This is a genomic window from Photorhabdus namnaonensis (assembly GCF_001684335.1).
GTDB classification, from domain to species: domain Bacteria; phylum Pseudomonadota; class Gammaproteobacteria; order Enterobacterales; family Enterobacteriaceae; genus Photorhabdus; species Photorhabdus namnaonensis.
In genome coordinates, this window is sequence record NZ_LOIC01000061.1 from 125,128 (window position 1) to 144,299 (window position 19,172).

A 19,172-nucleotide genomic window follows, 5' to 3' on the forward strand; every position below is an offset into this window, starting at 1 on the left:
GCCATAGTGTAATCCTATTCATCAAACATCTAAGTATCATGATGTTTGATGAATATTCCTATTTTCTATTGAAAAGGTAATTACTTATGGCAAATAAAATAGAATCACGAATTAGCTATAAAACGCTATTTAACGATAACCAAGATCTCTATTGTTTTCCCGGTTTACCTGAAGCCAACGATGGCCCTTTGGCTTATTTGGTCGATTTATATCAACAATCCTGCTTGTTTGAAGAAGATGCCGATAAAAAGAGCGCTCGGCTTCTCAGCCAACGACGGCCAGATATTGAAAAATTACTGCTTGATGGCACAAATCTCAATCAAACCAGTCAATCATTACCCTTTGTGGTTGAAATTCTTGCCGAAAAAATCAAAACATATCTCAATAACGACCAACCTTTGACGGGTTCGCTGGCCGATATTTATTACCCACTTTCGTTGCCATTTCATTTTCCACTCCAGCAAACGACAACCGTACTGGCCGAAAAGCAGATCTCATTACTGGATCTTATTCAACAGGCCGACAGAAAATACCCCAATTTTATAGATGACAACCTGAGCGTGGATTCGCTGCAAACGGCCATGATGGTTAGTAGTACCTTGGCGCCCAAATTGCAAGCCTTGCTGTTGGAAACATCACAAAAAGACCAAAAAGATTTCTTCGATAACTACTACGGTCTCAAAGGCGATGCAGCGGAGGCGGAACGCTCTTTATCTCGCCTCACTGTATTTACCCAACAAACCGGGCTAAGTTCCCAAGAAGCTGAACGCCTGTTTGCCGTTAATGGCATATCAAAAGCGGAAGAAGACGAGATATACAGTACCGTCACTTATTCCGCCAATGTCATCAAACCCGACAATGTGGATAAACGGTTTCCTTCCGGTGCTAACTATGCCGCTTCCTATATCAATGCGGGTCAAGCTCCCGCTCTCTATCTGGAAAAATTCGAAGATAAAGACACCGCTAAAAGCGTTATCTTAATTTCAGACGCCAGTACTGATAACTTTGACCGTATCCAACGTTTCCTGCATCTGCAAAAAGCACTGAAACTCTCTTATGAGCAACTGGATCTGTTACTGGCAGCCGCACGACAGGCAGAAAAACAGACTGGGTTTGTTATCACAGAAGCAACCATCCGCACATTGGGCGTTTTCCTGCATTTCCGGCAAGAGTACAACACGACCGCGGAACAGTTTGCTGCCTTTATCGGCCAGATAACGCCTTATGCTCTCGGCGATCAACTCTCCTTCTTTGACAGGATTTTTAATGCCCAAGGGCTGTCAAAACAGGCGTCTTCTTCCTCTGTGCTTGTGCTGGATAATCGTGAATTTGACCCGATGGCGACCGAAGGCCCAGACGCTTTAATCGTTAATCAGTTATGCAAAGGTCTGAATATTGATGATGAAACATGCCAAATTCTGCTAACGCTCGTGATGTATGTTCAGGGGTTGAAGAAACCCCAATGTTCACTGAATGTTGTTTCCTCCCTGTATCGCTTGGTGGCATTGCCCCGTCAGTTACGCATGTCAGTTAAAGAGAGTTTAGGGCTACTCGTCATATTGAGCCGTGATAATAACCATTATCTGCAACAGTTGGCGGGTATTCCGACATTGGCGCAAGATGCCAAGGCCGTTGATATCCTTGATGTACTGATCGCGGTCATGAATGCGGCACAGTGGATTCAACGCCATAATTTATCTCCTCTGTCGCTGAACACGTTACTCACCCCTTATCGAACTAACGGCAATGAGACTGTTGATATTGAGAATATTGATTGGATTAACAAAGTCAGAACTGTCATCCCTGATGCTAGCGATGCGCTGCTGAGCGAAGCTAAAATTGGCGCTGTCATGCAAGACTTTCAGGCGAAGAAGACGCCGATCCAGTGGATGAATGAGCTTAATCAACTGATAGGGGAATTAGGTATTGTTTTAGTCCAGGTAGCTTCAAACGATGATCAAAAAGCCTTAAGCGACAAAATCAGCGAAATTCTCAAAAAATTAGCACAAGATGATAAATGGCAACAACAAGGGGATACCTGGACACAGAAGCTAACCACCTTGATAGGCAACGCCTTTATTGCCCAACAGGATCTGATAGTTAATGCTATCGCCCATGTTTTTGATATTGAGAACCCACTTGCGTTGCCACTATTGCGATGGACGGGAAACAGCAACGCTGACTTTCTGAGTAATACCATTGCATTGGCTCGCCGTTCCGGTTCTCAACAACAAACAGAGCAAGCGCTGATCACATGGTACGATCTCAACCGTTATGCTGAGACTTGCAAGCTATTCAAGCTGCAAGATACAAGTGTTACAGCATTAGTGAATTACCCTGCTTGGTTCAATCTCCAGAAAGATAACCAACTTCGCCCCCTTGATTTGACGTTTCTCCATCGTCTGAGCCGTTATAGTGATTGGCTGAATTTGTTACCCGCCAATAAAACAGAAGTGGATGTCATCTACTATCTGTATCAAGTCAGTCAAATTGGGCAGCAACCGCCTGACGCTAAAGTTTGGAGTGCTGAACAAGCAGCCACAAATCTGGCCGAATTAATTGGCTGGTCAAGTCAAGAAATTCTGCGGATAACCAGCGATTTTAACCTGAAAGTGGCACAGAATGTCGTTGATGTCACTATCGTCATGCGTTTAAAAGCACTGGCCGAAAAGAGTGAAATATCTGCCCAGCCATTACTGGATATCGCCAAATTGACCGCAACATCCAGCTATGATCATTGGTATCAAGTCAGCAGCGCTTTATTTGCCGCCACCTCTTCCGAAGTACAATCCAAGCTAGGCGGTTCACTCAATGAACGCTGGCGTGATGCGATGGTCGAATATCTGTTACGGCGCTGGGCGCCTTCCAGCGATGCTTCATCGGATATTACGACGGTTGAAGATCTTTCAAACTATTTCCTGACCGATATATTGGTGGCGAAAGAGGTCGATACCAGTAGAGTGGCTTTTTGCATTGCCAGCTTACAACGCTATCTGTTCCGTCTCTTTTCCCGGATGGAAACCGGCTATGAGGGACAAATCATCAGCGATGAACGAACCCAGTTCTGGGAGAACTTTTTGAACCAATATAACCGTTGGCAAGCTTGGCAAAAGCAAAGAAATTTCCCGGAAAACTTTATCTCTCCCGCCAGCAGGCTGCGTAAAACCAGCGCTTTTACCACGCTGGAAAACGATTTGGGTCAATCACGTTTGAATAACAATATTATTCAAACAGCTATTCTGCGTTATCTGGCCGAATTTGAACGGATCAGCAATCTGCAATTAATATGCGGCTATATCGACGGTACTGACCCTAAAAACGATCGCTATCACTTTATCGGTAAAAGTAATGCCGAACCTATAGAGTATTACTGGCGCACACTGGATATTAAGCTGCGTGATAACACCGATGTCATTAGCCCACTGGCGTGGAGCGAATGGGAAAAAATCACGTTGTCTTTATCCGGGACCATGCTGGCAATTCGGCCAATCGTGATTTCTGGCCGCCAATATGCAATCTGGGTTGAGCGTGAAGCAACGCCATTGATGGGTGTAGATCAGAAACCCACCGATTATCGCGCTATCAATGTGAAATTTACCTTCAAACAAAGCAGTGGTGAATGGAGCGCCCCCAATCTATTACTCCGTCTGGATGGTAAAGATGCCAAGGGTGAATATCCGACAAAAGATAATAAGCGCGTTCCCGATGGAGATAACCCTTACTTGAAGGATGAAAAATATAAACCTGGGTTGATAGCTATGGTGGATGTACAACTACAAGTGGACGGAGACCAATGGATGGGGGTTTTATTGTACGACTCCGAAAATAAAGACAGAGGCAAATGGGAGAAAAACAAAGATTATTACTTTGAATTGCGTGATTTATTATTGGTGGATAAGAAGTCCTTGACTCAGGAGAATGAAAAAACACTTGTTACGATGTGGTATAAGTTTTTCAGCAATCCAGACACATTACAACATCACTATGCAGGTACCGCGAAGTTTCTCACCATAAAAGAAGCCGAGGAGGAAACGAAGAATAGTTATGATGGTATTAAACCGCATAAATCTTCTTTTTTGCAATTAGAGGGCAAAGTAGGAAGCGGCGGGACCAATCTTCTGCTAACTGGCAGAAACACATTGGTTAAACGCTATCAGTTAGCATCATCAAGCCCTAACAAGTTCCCCTCCAAAGAACTTTTTTGGGGAATCAATACTAAGAACATTCAAATGCAAGTCCAAATTCCTGCCAGTGATACGGCAATAAAAACGTTTAATTTTGAGTGGGCCAGAGGAGATGCGCCAACGGATGTTTTTATTATCAGCTATGATGAAATACAACTTTTCAAGTTATTACCTTCTGAATGGAAAGATAATAAAATTACCAAAAGCCACGATTTTTCATGGATCGGTAGCGCTGTATTTCAGGCCAGTACACAATGGAATCTCAGTGATAAAAACCTGTCCCTCTCCATTGAGGGAGAGAATATTTCCTTACGTAAAGAGATATACAAGATCCAAGATGGTTGGGAATATTTATCATCCGAGTTGATCTTCAAAACATATCCACAAGGTGAACAATACGCCAACCCAAAATTACCACTAGATGGTCATGCGGTAATACAAGATATCATTTTTAATCTTAAGCCAAATATCAATACTTATTCTTTTAGTTTAACCGCAAAATTAATTGAGCCAGGAAATAAACCACAAATTGTTGAGAATATATATGAACTTACTATCGAAGAAAGTGATAAAATTCCTGCCATTACGTTGAAAAGAAATACAAAGCAAGTTCAATATCTGGATATAACCAACCTGAAATTCAAATCCACCGCCATTAGATTGAACACATTATTTGGTAAACAACTGGTCGCACGGGCGACGCAATCCATTGACAAGGTACTGGCTTGGGAAACTCAATCCTTGCTGGAGCCTGCGTTGGATAACGAAACTTCACCGACAAAAGTCGATTTTAATGGCGCCAACGGACAATATTTCTGGGAACTGTTTTTCCATCTTCCTTTCCTAATCTCTTCCCGACTTTATGAAGAGCAACGTTTCTATGATGCACGCCGATGGTTTATCAATCACCTGTTTAACCCTTATAACAACATTCGAATGTGGAATTCCCGCGCCATTGTCGAAAATGGCAATGATCTTCCTCTAACAGTGAGAACGGCCGATCCTGACACTGTTGCTTACAGCCAGCCCGTCTATTATCAGAAAGCCCTGTTCCATTTCTTAATCAATTTGTGGATACAAGAAGGCGATAATCTCTACAGACAACTGACCAGAGATAGTCTGAATGAGGCCGGTTTATGTTATCAACAGGCTTTGCAATTGCTCGGCGCATTACCGGAGGGTTTAGATGCCAGTCATTGGCGTCCAGATACCTTGGAAAAGGTCAAAGCAAAATTGAAACCCAAGGTACGTGCGGCTGAAAATTTATTTAAATCCCCTTTCAATGAAAAACTGATTGAATTTCAAAAAACGTTGAACAATCGGCTCTATAATCTGCGTCATGGCTTAACACTGGATGGCAAAGTACAACCGTTGCCACTTTATGCCAGTGCCGCGAGTGCAGAGAGCCTGACGCAAAGAAACGTCGGCAATCTCCTCAGCGGGTTGAACAATATGCAGCAGCAGATCCCCCCTTATCGCTTCCCATTGATGTTAAAAAGCGCCAATAGCGCGGTAAAACAATTAATTGAAATGGGACATCGGTTACTTCATATCATGGAAACTGAGGCTAATGGCGAAAAGGACGTGCTGGTACAATCGCAAGCGCTGCGGTTATCCGCTTTTACAGTGGAACTGCAACAACAAGCCTTGCAACTTGCTCAAATGGGGAAAGTCACGCTTGAAGTCAGTAAAAAAATGGCAGAAGAGCGCTACCAACATTATCACGCGCTATATGAACAAAACCTTTCTGCTTTAGAGATTTCAGCCCTCAGCATGAAAGTGGTATCAGGAGTATACAAAATGTCGGCCGCTCCTTTCCTTGTCGCCAGCACGATACTGGAAACCATACCCAATATTTATGGTATGGCGGTTGGGGGAGCAAAGCCCGAAGCGTCTGTCAAAAACGCAGCTATCGTTGCCGACCTTCTTTCTGATGCATTAGGCAATGTTGCCGACAGGTTGCAAGACGGAGCAGAATACCAACGCCGTCGTCAGGAATGGGAAATTGAGTACAAACAAGCCCAAAGCGAAATCAATATCATTGAGATGCAATTAAAAGAGCAGGAATTGCTTATCAAAAGCTCTCAAACCGCCCTGAAAGAAGCTCAGGCACAACAATTCGCTGCCCGTGAGCTGTATGAGTTTATAACATCCGGCTTTCTGGTTGTCCCAACCTATAAGTGGCTGATGGGGCGTCTCGCAGCACTGTATGCGCCAGCCTATGATGCGGTGCTTTCCATGTGTTTGATGGCGGAAAGAAGCTGGCGGTACGAAGTCGGGGATTATCAGCGGCAAGGTTTTATCAAAACCTCGGCGTGGAATGATTCTTACCAGGGTTTGCTGGCAGGGGAATCTTTGCAGCTTGATCTATTACAAATGGAAAGCGCTTGGTTACAACGTAATGAACGCCGTTTGAATATTAATAAAACCATCTCGCTCGGTAAATTGCTGTCAGAAAATGGATTGAAAACTCAAATCATTAATAAAAAGGCGGTGAGTTTTACGCTGGATTCTAAACTGTTCGATACGAATTATCCCGGACATTATCTACGACAGATTAAGCGCATTTCCGTTTCAATATTGGTAAATGCACTTAGCCCTTACCCTGCGTTACCGACGGAGATTAGCGCCACCCTGACACAAACTAGCAGTTTCACTTTAACCAATACCGATATTGATGGGGTAACCTGGCTTTATGACCCAACCAGAAATAGCGGAAGCGATAAAAATATTGTGAAGAATCTGCGCGCTCAACAGCAAATTGCCCTCTCTTCCTTAAATGAAAAAGATGATGGCGGTGTCGCTAAAGAGAACTGGCTATGCACCCTGATGTTTGATGATGATCGCTATCTGCCTTTCGAAGGAACAGGCGCCATTTCAACTTGGACATTGGAATTCCCCGATCAGTCTGTGATTGATGTCCTGTTTCCCAACATCTACACATCGCAGTTGAAAGATATTCAGATTCATCTCCACTACACTGCGTTAGATGGTGGTAAACCGTTTGCCACAGCAGTAAAAGGTAAAATGAAGAATGGATAAATCGGCACCTGAGAGAGTGAATTATCCAAAACCTCGTTAACGGTCAGAGCCGGGAGTTTTCCCGGCTCTGTATTGAATATCAATAAGTCGAGCTGGTTCATTAGTCTAAATCCAATTCCTTGACCTTCCCTTGCCCGGTGCTTAATTGAGAGATAGATTCCATAAGACGATTCGCGTTGGTTGGTGATTTCATCAAATAAGCCGTTTCTTGCAAAGATTCGAAATCAGTTAATGACATAAGTGCGCAATTTTCGCCATTTTCACGAGTGATAATCACTGGGCTACAATCGTTCACGGCATTTATCATCGTTTCAGAAAGATTTTTTTTTGCTTCTGAGTAAGTTAACACTTTCATTTATCCTACCTATACCAAGAAATAACCTGAAAAATATAACGAAACACCCATTGATCGTACAACATACTGTACGATTGTTTCTGTATCTTGCAAGCTTCCAAGTTCGTAATTTGTGGTAACTGAGCTATAGCGGTCATTATTATCAGATTAACTAAGGTGTCATATGTACCACTTTGACAAATACAAAGAGCGAAACGTTGCCTGCCGAGAAAATGCAGGTTTCGTTCTTTCTGCCGAAGAGAGTGAGCGTGTTACACGATTGATTCGTGTGTTTGATGCCGCAGTACAACTTTTTGGCGGAAATAAGAATGAAGCATGGACATGGTTAAAAAGTCCTGTTAAGGGGGTTGGTGGAGTTACTCCAATGTCTCTTATTGCAACTGAAAGTGGCGCACTTGAGGTGCTAGATCTCATCGGGCGTCTGGAGCATGGGGTATTCTCATGATTTTTCTATAGAATTAAGAAAAATCATTCTCCTTCTTTAACCTCTCTTTTCTAGATTAATGCCCAGTCAAATGTGAACTGGGCATTTTTTTAACGTCATGGTAGGTGGCAGGTTTACATTAAATAGAATCGATATTAATTATTTCAAATTGTTATTATATTAATAATATATTATATGTGCGGAATTAATGTTATTCGTAAAAATATATTTTTGGTATTTTAATAAAGAAAAAATAAATAATTGATCATAATTAGCGAAACGTTATATCTTATGCGAAAGAAAACGGTTTTCTGCGTTAAATATTGTTTTTGAATCTTGTTTTTATTTGAAAGTATTTGTCTATACATCAGTTTAGGTATTTTTTGATTTTAAAGTTTTGTTGTGCGCTTTTTATGAATAAATTGTCTTTTGAGTAAAATTATGTCTAAAAGATTCGTACAAATTCTCTCTAATCTGCATATTAGCAGGAGAGCTGCTTACCTTATATTCCGTGTGCTAAGAGCGAAATTGCCGGATGAATGAAATAATGGTGGAGTAGCATTTTCCTGCATTTAGTATTTTAAATAAAGCTTAATCGTTGAGCCGGAATATCTGTTTTTTCCGCAATGATCATATTCCATGATCACCGCTTTAACGTTGCTAACAATTTGTTATTTGGTCTCTTTTTATCATGAAGAGGCTAAAGGATTTGTATTGTTAAAAAAATGAGATGTTCAACTTAACTATTATATCCGTCGAGTACGGTTTTAACTTCTATACCCGTTATCTTTCAAGTTGCCTCTTTGTTGGCTGCACTCGTTCACCCCGGTCACATAGTTATCTATGCTCCCGGGGATTCACTCCCTTGCCGTCGCGATGCATCTTGAAATCCATAGGGTATATTAAACTAAGGGATTGTTTATGGGGAAATCATCAAGTAGGAGTGCGGAATATTTCTTTACCGGGAATTATTTCGCTGATGACAATGATAATGACATTGATGCCATTGGCTTTGGTGGCTATATTTATGCCCGCGGAGGAAATGACCATATTGCTCTGGGGTCGATTGCCGCCAAAGTTTATACCGGTACAGGTAATGACACGGTAGTCGGTGGTGCGGCGTATTTATCCATTGTGGATTCCACAGGTAATCTGACAGTAAAAGGTGGTGCGGGTTACACCGATATTGATAAAAATGGTGATGGTGATATTTCGTTTTTTGGCGCCGCGGGTGGCGTTGTGATGGATCACACCGGTCATCACGGTGATTTGGATTTTACCGGTGCGGCGATTTATAACGAAATGAACCGTGACGGTTTAACGGGTGATATGAGTTTCAGTGGCTCCGGCGGCTACAATAAATTATGGCATGGAGCCAATCAGGGCGATTTATTCTTTGATGGTGCTGGAGCGGGTAACAAAATTGACCGCACCTGGTATGACAATTACAACGGGAGCCGTGGCGATGTCACGTTTCATGGCTCAGGTGCCGCAAATAGTATTAGCTCGCGGACAGAGTTCGGTAATATTGTTTTTGAAGGTGCCGGGGTTGATAATCACATTGTACGTAAAGGTAAAGAAGGTGATATTACCTTGAGTGGTGCGGGAGCATCGAACCGAATTAAACGTATTCGACAAAGGGAAGATATTTACGTACAAACCCGTGGTGATGTTTCTTTCGAGGGGGCGGGTGGTTATAACAAGATTTATTCTAATATTGCGCATGGCAATATCAATTTCTCCGGTGCCGGAGCTTATAACCAAATATCAAGAATAGGTGTCAATAACAGTTTTCGTGATGAGACACTGGAATATGCTGAGGCTAAAGATGTTGTATTAACTACAGCGACGATGGGTGGAAGTTGGATTCAAGAAGCTCAGCCAGTGACAGGTATTAAATCAACGACTGAACCTGATACTTATCTCTTTGCCTTTGCTGACAAAATGTATACGAAAATCAGCAAAATTCAGCTCCAAAATGATCCCGAAACCGGCAAGCTCAATTATTACGCCACCTCTTGGTATAAGGAGGGTAATCACCTCAATGGTCTAGCTTCAACGGAGATTTCTTCCGGTAATGGATTTGTCGATATCAACATCAATGATGCTTACCGACTTTTCAATTTAATGGTTGAACATCATCAGCCGGTGACTATTCATGCCGTGGAAGAGGGGTTATCTGAAAACGAGTGGATTATTTATGCGAGTGGGACAACGGTTAAAGCGGAAGATATCACGCTCTCTGATGCAAAGATGGGAGGGCATGCGATCTTTGCCAATTGTCAGAAGTTTGATGTTTCCGCGGTGAGATCGAACCGTCAACCGAATACTTATGTGTACGCTAAACATTTGGAATCATACACGAGAGTGGTGGTGGTTGAACTGGGAAATGATCCTATCACGCAGGAACTCAAATACTTTGTTAATGCGTGGTGCAAAGCGGGTGATCATACCGGCAATCTGGCTGATGAAGATATTTCATCCGCAAACGGTTACCACTCGGTGAGTGCAGGTAGTTGTGTGTTAAGTCAGCTTCAATATAGCCTTAATGCAACGATGCGGTGTGGTTCTGATCGGTTGGCACATACCGAAGAATACCGTCAGCAAGCACTGGTGAACTCATCTACTAACAGTGGTGACAGCTCCGGTGATATTCAATTCAATGGCGCTGGCGGCGGAAATGTTATTACATCCAGTGTCACTTATGGCAATGTCAATTTTGAAGGTGTCGGCGCCGCGAACGTCATTGTGAAAAAGGGAGAAGAGGGTAAGTTGACATTCCGTGGCGCAGGTCTGGCAAATGTCGTTGTTCACCAAAGCCTGCGTGGAGATATGGATATTCATGCTGGTGGCGCGGCAAATGTTTTCATCCGTGTCGGAGATGGACGATATTTGGCACATCTTCTGGCGGTTGGCAATATTTCAATCCACAACGGTAATGGCAATAGCCAGATTTTCATGCTAGGTGGTTACAACACGCACACGCAGATAGGCAATGGTAGAGCGAGTTGGTTAGGTGCGGGCGGTTTTAATGTCATGACCCAAAAAGGAAATGGCAATGTCTCCTCGGTACTGGTGGGCGGTGCTAATGTGCTCACTAAGCTCGGAGCGGGTGATTTGGTGTCCGGTATGCTCGGCGGGGCTAACATTATCACGCATATTAGTGATGGTGCTGAAATGTCGAATACTAGGGCAATTGCCTTGGGTGGGGCCAATGTTCTTACCAAGAAAGGGCCGGGTAATGTGTTGGCAGTGATGGGCGGTGGTGCAAATGTTCTGACTCACATTGGTAACGGAAATACGACAGGTGTGATGCTCGGTGGCGCCAACATCCTGACAAAAATAGGCGACGGCGATACTACCGGCGCTCTGTTTGGGATAGGTAATGTACTTACCCATGTTGGTGGCGGTCAGACTTTGGGCGTGATGGGGGCGGCAGGCAATATTTTTACCCGAGTCGGGGATGGGACCGCGATTGCAGCCATGATTGGTGCAGGCAATCTCTTTACTCATGTCGGTAAAGGTGATGTATGGGCGCTGATGGGAGGCGCGGTAAACATCTTTACTAAAGTGGGTGATGGTGATGCGTTGGCGCTGATGATAGCCGCAGGCAACGTATTTACCCACATTGGTGATGGGAGTAGTGTTGCCCTGATGCTGGCGAAAGGCAATATCGCGACTAAAGTGGGTAACGGCACGACGTTGGCGGCAATGATTGGTGGCGCCAATATTTTTACCCATATCGGAGATGGCAATACTTTTGCCGCCATGATCGGTGGCGCCAATGTGTTGACTAAGATTGGTAATGATCTGACAACTGCCTTGATGATAGGTAAAGCTAATATCTATTCCCATGTGGGTAATGGCTCCAGTATTGGCTTGTTTGCCGGTGAACTGAACGTGATGACTAAAATCGGCGATGGTACAACGCTAGCGGCAATGTTTGGTCAGGCTAATATCATGACCCATGTCGGCAATGGCTTAACCGGTGTTTTGGCGTTAGGAGAAGCGAATATTGTCACCAAAACCGGTAATGATTTTATGGGGGTGGTTGCAGGGGCGAAAGCTAATGTTATTACTCATGTAGGCAATTCGATGACCGCTGGCGTACTGCTTGGCGACGGTAATATTCTGACCAAAGTGGGAGAGGGGACGACCGTTGGTTTGCTTGTGTCGAATGTGGGGAATGTCATGACCCATGTTGGTCATGGCACAACAGTGGGATTTGCTAAAGGTAAAGCCAATATCATTACCAAAGTGGGGAATGGCGCCGGTATCAATGCGGTTTGGGGTGAAGCTAATATCTTGACGCAAAAGGGGCATGGTGATCGTTATAACTTCGCGAAAGGTAAAGCGAACATCATAACCAAAGTGGGTGATGGACAAGAAGTGACGATCGTTCAGGGTGATGCCAATATTATCACTCATGTTGGTCACGGTGATGATTACACCGGCGCTTGGGGTAAAGCTAACGTCATTACCAAGGTCGGTAATGGGCGCAATGTGGTGCTTGCCAAAGGTGAGGCTAATATTGTGACTCAGGTGGGTAACGGTGACAGTTTTAATGCCTTGTGGAGTAAAGGAAATATTGTCACCAAAGCGGGTGATGGCATGCAAGTTACCGCGGCAAAAGGCAAAGCGAATATCACCACCACCGTGGGAAATGGCTTAAATGTAACGGCGACGCATGGCGACCTGAATGTGAATACCAAAGTGGGTGAGGGTGTTTCCGTTAACGTGGCATGGGGTAATTTCAATGTTAATACTAAAGTTGGAAATGGCCTGAATGTTGCGGTGATGAAAGGTAAAAATAACGCCAATATTCATATTGGTGATGGTCTGGGGGTGAATGCCTCTTATGCACGTAATAACGTTGCGATTAAGATCGGTAACGGTGATTTCTATAGTTTCTCTGTTGCAGAAAGCAATACGCAAAGCAACAAACTCTCTTCCTTCTTTGAACATATCAAACAGACAGCATTAGGTGTGGGGGGCAGTCAGGCGATCAATTATCTGGTTGAGGGCGGTGAGGCTAGTACATCTGGGACACATAAAGGCAGAGGGGCGATTAATTTAGCCGAAGTTTCTGCTATTGATGGTTTTAAGATGGATGAAATCGCAACGGTAAATTCAGATTTAAGCAGCCACCTACATGGTTCTATAACAGCGATCGAAACGCCTGAGCTCGAAAATATCCATCATTCATTGAACATTGATAAAAGCGATGCGCCGGAACAGAGAGCTAATCTGATCATCAATGGTAATTTTGAACAAGGTAATTACGGTTGGTTGGCAACCAATGGTATTGAAGCATATCACTCAGCTGGTGCTTACGGTCTTGATAACGAGGGGCATGGAGAGCGGGTTAGTGAGCTTGATGCGGATAGAAACACCGCGATTTATCAGGACTTACAAAACTTGTTCGAGGGAGAAGTTATTTCACTGAATTTTGATTTTGCCAATCGTCATAATACTTATCTTACCAACAATGGCATGGAAGTTTTTTGGAACGGGGAACAGGTATTCTCAACTTCTGGAGATGCCGCTGGATGGCAAAACAAAACGCTGGAGTTGACAGCGAAAGCCGGTAGTAACCAAATTGCATTTAAAGGTACAGGTTTAAATGATGGCGTAGGTTATGTTCTCGATAATATTGTTGCGAAATCTGAAAGCTCACGACCAGCTAAGGCGGTTATCGAACAGGTAAAACAGGATAAAGCGGCGCAAAATGCGTTAAACGATAAAGATAAAGCTGAAGAAAATCGCCGCATCTTGGAACAAGAGAAAGAGCAGCAACTGGCAGCAATTGCAGGCGCACGGTCTCAATTGGAATCAACGGATCAAGCAGCGCTAAACACCAATGGGCAAGCGCAGCGTGATGCGATAAAAGAAGAATCACAAGCAGTAACAGATGAACTACTCTCCATGACTCAAGGTCTGGATGCATTGAATGACTTTGATAGTTACCAAGGTAAATCAGGTGATCAATGGCGTAACCAATTTGCTGCCGGATTTTTGAACCATGTTCAGAGTAAATTGGATAACACTAAAACTGATGCACAGAGAGCGTTGGTTAATGTGCGGCAAAATATTAGCGATGACCAACAGAAGGCGAAAAAAGCGATTGCACAATCGGAGGCAGGTATAGCGAAAAGTGAGCAGCATCGTATTGGCGTGCAACAAGATATGATAGACGCTCATAAAAAAGTGGAATTGAGAGAAAAAGAGGCCCTGTTACAACAGCGGCAAGCAGAAAGAGCAAAAAGTAATGCCAGTGTTGCTTATCTAGAGGCGGAAAATCGAGGCAAACGTGATATTGCTGTGGCTGAGGAGAAAGTGGTTCAGGCACAAACCGATGCGAAGAGCGCGAAGCAGAGTGACAATGTTAAGCCACAGCGAATAGGCGCGCTTGGCAGTGGTTTGCCGGGAGAGGCTTATCAGTCCACGGCTATGCCTGAAACCAGCAGCCATGTTAACCCTGAGTTTGTCGCACAGGCAGATGGACGATTCAGTGCAGGATTGATAGAAGAAGATCTGACTATACTGAAAGATGCAGAAAACATGATTAATCGGTTGCAGGTTAATAATCAATCTCCGTTGGATAAAAATCTGCTAACAACATCTTCTCAACATCGTGGGGTAATAAAAGGAGACGTTTTTCAAAAAATTGATAACAAAATTTTTGACTTCATAGCACATGGAAAAGAGCTGGAAGCTTATTCATTCCATTTTAGCCAGGATGGCAATTTGTTAGAAAGACTGGGTAAAGTTATCCCGGAAATTGGCAGTGTGCTCTTGACTAAAGGAGATACCGCCGAGTCTAAAAAACTCATGAAAGGATTGTGTTTCGCTTTATCTGCCCGTTACTTAATGGAAGAGCGAGTACATGGCTCAGGGGGTGGTAAAGCTTATATGTTGTGGTTGAAGGACACTGTTAAAGCCTATAACGACAAATCAGTCAATAAGAAAACCGACATTAACGCCATTGAATCCGCTTTGCTGACTCAATATCGCCGTCAAAATATTGGGGTGGTTATTGAAGATTTATTATCGATGCAATACAGCCAATTTATGGATGACTCTACTCTTGAAGCCTATAAAAAAGCGAATGCTGCCTATGGCGGCAAATTGAAAGCTAACGGATTGGCCGGGCCGAACATTAATCATGCACTGAATTACTCTGCGGAAGGCTATGAATCCGTCATGGATAAGCTGCGTCATGTAAGAAGATCGACTTATATGACATTCATGTCGGAAGAACATGCCATGTCCGTTGTGGTGCATAGAAAAATCAATCAAACAGTTTGGTCATTTTATGATCCTAACTATGGTGGCAAATCGTTTGCTAACTATAACGATTTCCGCCGTTTTATGGATACGTTCCATAAAGGATTTATAACGAGTTATAAATTTCAGGCAAGTAAAGAATCCAACCAAAGCTTTTATGTTCAATTTAATAAATTTGAAGAGGGAACCATTGCGAGATATGACGGTGTTTGGAAAACGTCACGTGATGGTGAACAAAACTACGTATTGCGCGCATTGAAAGAGCAAGGCAAGGTATTTAACTTAGGTTCAAATATCACTGGGCGTGTAGTTGATTATCGAGAAGGTGATATCACCTTGGAAGTGGCAGTTCAGCAAGGTAAACAAACTAAGAAGGTTTTGGTTGACATTGAGAGCGACAACTTTAAACAAGCGGCCAGCTTTGTACAGTCGAATATCGATAAAGTCCTCTCTTATCCGGCAGCAAATCGATTGATACTTAAAGTGCCGGTTGATAGTGATGCGGCGAGTCCGTTACTGGAAAAATTGTCATCAAGTGACATCATCAAAAACAAAGATGCGGGAACGTGGGAGCCGGTGGCTGTCACACCACAAACCGATGATCGCGCAACGCGTTTTAATGGTCAGATCATTATTCAACTGGAAGATGATCCGGTCGTTGCCAAAGCAGCAGCCAATCTGGCCGGTAAACACCCAGATTCCAGCGTGGTGGCGCAGCTCGATGCTGATGGTAAATATCGTATCGTTTATGGAGATACTGCCAGATTATCCGGTAAGTTACGTTGGCAAATTGTCGGTCATGGCCGTGATACATCGGAGCAAAATAACATTCGCTTGAGTGGTTACACTGCCGATCAACTTGTTGTGAGACTAAAGCAGTTTAATCACGACCTTAAACCAGCGGGTAAACCTGGGCATATCAGCATCGTGGGTTGTTCTTTGATCAGTGATGACAAGCGGGACGGTTTTGCCCATCGTTTTATTACAGAGTTAGACAAACAAGGTATTCGCAGTAATGTTTCCGCCCGCCGTAGCGAAGTGGCGATTGATGCGACAGGCCGTAAATTTACCCGTGATACCAATAACCAATGGGTTAATAACTTACCTGATAACAAAGTTGTATTCGAATGGAATAAACAGGGTGAATTGACGACCAGTACAGAAAGGGTTATTCGCGGTATTGCTGAAAGTGACATCACCCTTTCCAAGGTGGGATACACTGGGGATGATGCGGTGACGAGAGGGGCGGTTGCAGATTATCGTCGTCCTTTTACCATGCCAAAGAAACGTGAAAATACTATTCAGATTGACTCCAACGATAAATCGAATAATCAGCTTAGTTACTCTGGCAACATTCAGGTTAATGTAGGTGAAGGGGAGTTTACCGCCCTCAATTGGGGAACATCAAATGTCGGTATTAAAGTGGGTAGTGGTGGCTTTAAATCACTGGCCTTCGGTGACAATAATGTGATGGTCCATATCGGTGACGGAGACAGCAAACACAGCTTCGATATCAATGGTTACCAAGCGTTTGAAGGGGCGCAGATGTTTATCGGTAATCGTAACGTTAGCTTCAATCAGGGCAGCAGTAATGACTTGATTGTGATGATGGATAAATCCATTCCAACGCCGCCGCTGGTTAACCCGTTTGATGGTGTGGCGCATGTTGCCGGCGTGCTACAAGGTATTGCTTACTCTGGCAAAGGACAAAATTGGTTAATCGCGCAAGATCAGCAGTGGACCATCGCCGGTGCGAACAAGTTTGTGCAAGATATGTCTCGTTTGGATCAAACCAGCAGTGTGAACTACAAGACGTTGGTTGAGCTGGATTCACAGCATGAACGCAGTAGTCGCGGCTTGAATCGAGATATTGAAGCGACGTTGAATAAAAAATATCATCAATGGCTAAGCAGTAATGTGACTGGCATGGGCGCAATGAGCCGCGCAAATAAATTCCGTCAGGCTAATGAGAAGCTGGCTTTTAACTTTGCCGTCGGTGGTCAAGGAGCAGATATCCAGGTGACAGCCGGTAACTGGAATTTTATGTTTGGCGACCATATCCAATCGATTATGGATACCAACCTAGGTTCGTTGTTTGGTCTGATGACTCAGCAATATTCGGCAACGGGTATGGCGAAGACCACTTTTACCTATCATCCGCAAGACTTACCGCGTCAGCTTAAGAATAAGCTGCTTGGCCGATTAGCAAGTGTAAACGCGGAGACTACCTTAGCGGATATCTTTGGTGTGAATTACACCGCGGAAGGTCAAATTGTTTCCCGTACAGGAGAACCGGTTGATAGCGAAGCGATTCTGCAAGAGATGCTGGCAGTGATTGGAGAATTTAGCGGGGATCAACTGAAAGCTTTTACTAATCCAGAGAAGTTGCTTGATGGTTTGAAAGCGGGCATTGATATGGGCGAGGATGGCGTCAGATCATTTGCGGAAAGTCATGGCCTGCAAGAGAAAGCGTCTGATGGAAATCGTGAACCGGAATCTCCAGTGAGCGTCGATAGAAAGCGTGCTCAGACCGATGATGATAAAGCCAAATCTGCATTTGGTTTTAATTCACTGAATTTGCCTAATCTGTTTGCGACGATGTTCAGTAAAGATAAGCAAACAGAAATGAAGTCCTTAATCACGCATTTGAAAGAAAACTTGACGGTTGATTTGCTTAATATGGAGGAAAAGACGTTTGATTTCCTGCGTAACAGCGGTCATTTGCATGACGATGGCGATATCCATATATCGTTGGGAAACTATAACTTCAATTGGGGTGGCGACGGTAAAGATCTTGGCGCTTATCTGGGAGATAACAACAACTTCTGGGGTGGCCGCGGTGATGATGTTTATTATTCAATGGGTACTTCCAACATCTTTACCGGCGGTGAAGGAGATGATCTGGGCGTCCTGATGGGACGTGAAAACTGGATGTTTGGCGGTAATGGAGATGATACCGCGGTGATGGCCGGGCGTATTAACTATGTGTTTATGGGGGAAGGCGATGATCAGGCGTTTGTCTTTGGTGAAGGCGGCTTTATTGATGCAGGTAACGGACAGGATTACGTCACCATCTCCGGCAATTATAACCGGGTAGATAGCGGTGAAGGTCAGGATTACGTTGTCGCCATCGGCAATAATAACCAGATTGAATTGGGTGAAGGTCATGATTTTGCCAGAGTATTTGGCAATAACAGCCGGATCGACGGCTATTCCGGCAATGATGCGATTAAACTGATGGGCTACCATGCGGTAATCAACGGTGGGGAAGGTGACGATCACTTAATAGCTGCGGCGATTTCGAAGTTCAGTGAGTTTGATGGCGGTGAAGGTCAGGATTTGCTGGTGCTTGGCGGGTACCAGAATCGCTTCCAGGGTGGTTTGGGGGTAGACAGTTTTGTGGTTGGCGGAGAGGTGATTGATACGTCAGTCAATGATATCAGCGCGGAAGACATGATATTGCTTAATGGTGTTGACTGGCGAAACCTGTGGTTGCAGCGCAGCGGATATGATCTGGTGCTGTCAGTGAAGCGCCAAACTCAGGACAGCAGTGCTCAAGGGTTATTTGAATCAGTGGGTTCGGTTACCTTTGATGATTACTTTAATGGCAATCGTGCCAAATTGGTGACTCAGATAGGTGATAAGAACGCATTGGGGGAGCGTGAATTTACCGTACTGTCAGATAATGTGGTGGATTCTTTGATTCAGGCAATGAGTAGTTTCGCTCCGACAGTCGGCGATAATGGTTTTATTGAAAATCTGGACAGCCAGGCGAAGATGACTATCGCGACGGCATGGACGGATGTCACGATTGGCAAGGGGAAATTTGCCTAATTAACTTCCTGATAATCAAGTGGCTCAAGATAAATGAGCCACTTTT

General features: G+C 44.0%; 3 protein-coding genes and 1 pseudogene. 3 read left to right on the plus strand and 1 reads right to left on the minus strand.

Going from position 1 to position 19,172, the window contains the following annotated elements; translation table 11 throughout:
- Positions 1-86 precede the first annotated feature (86 nt).
- On the plus strand, positions 87-7,226 hold the full coding sequence (locus tag Phpb_RS10600) for a Tc toxin subunit A-related protein (RefSeq protein ID WP_065390302.1): 7,140 nt from the start codon (positions 87-89) through the stop codon (positions 7,224-7,226).
- Positions 7,227-7,326: 100 nt separating this feature from the next.
- Here Phpb_RS10600 and Phpb_RS10605 read toward each other — a convergent pair whose 3' ends face one another.
- On the minus strand, positions 7,327-7,581 hold the full coding sequence (locus Phpb_RS10605; RefSeq protein WP_065390303.1) for a type II toxin-antitoxin system prevent-host-death family antitoxin: 255 nt from the start codon (positions 7,579-7,581) through the stop codon (positions 7,327-7,329).
- A 187-nt stretch (positions 7,582-7,768) separates the two neighbouring features.
- Here Phpb_RS10605 and Phpb_RS10610 point away from each other — a divergent pair.
- Positions 7,769-8,026, plus strand: a pseudogene (locus Phpb_RS10610) (Xre family toxin-antitoxin system antitoxin); the annotation flags it as partial.
- A gap of 900 nt (positions 8,027-8,926) precedes the next feature.
- Positions 8,927-19,126 carry an MARTX multifunctional-autoprocessing repeats-in-toxin holotoxin RtxA gene (gene rtxA / locus Phpb_RS10615; protein WP_065390305.1) on the plus strand — a complete coding sequence of 3,400 codons (10,200 nt, stop codon included), beginning with the start codon at positions 8,927-8,929 and terminating at the stop codon, positions 19,124-19,126.
- The last annotated feature ends 46 nt before the right edge of the window (positions 19,127-19,172 follow it).

Bases quoted from the DNA above. Each gene is read 5' to 3' on its own strand.
- Phpb_RS10600 (WP_065390302.1), top strand. From the start codon at position 87: ATGGCAAATAAAATAGAATCACGAATTAGCTATAAAACGCTATTTAAC.
- Phpb_RS10605 (WP_065390303.1), bottom strand. From the start codon at position 7,581: ATGAAAGTGTTAACTTACTCAGAAGCAAAAAAAAATCTTTCTGAAACG.
- rtxA (WP_065390305.1), top strand. From the start codon at position 8,927: ATGGGGAAATCATCAAGTAGGAGTGCGGAATATTTCTTTACCGGGAAT.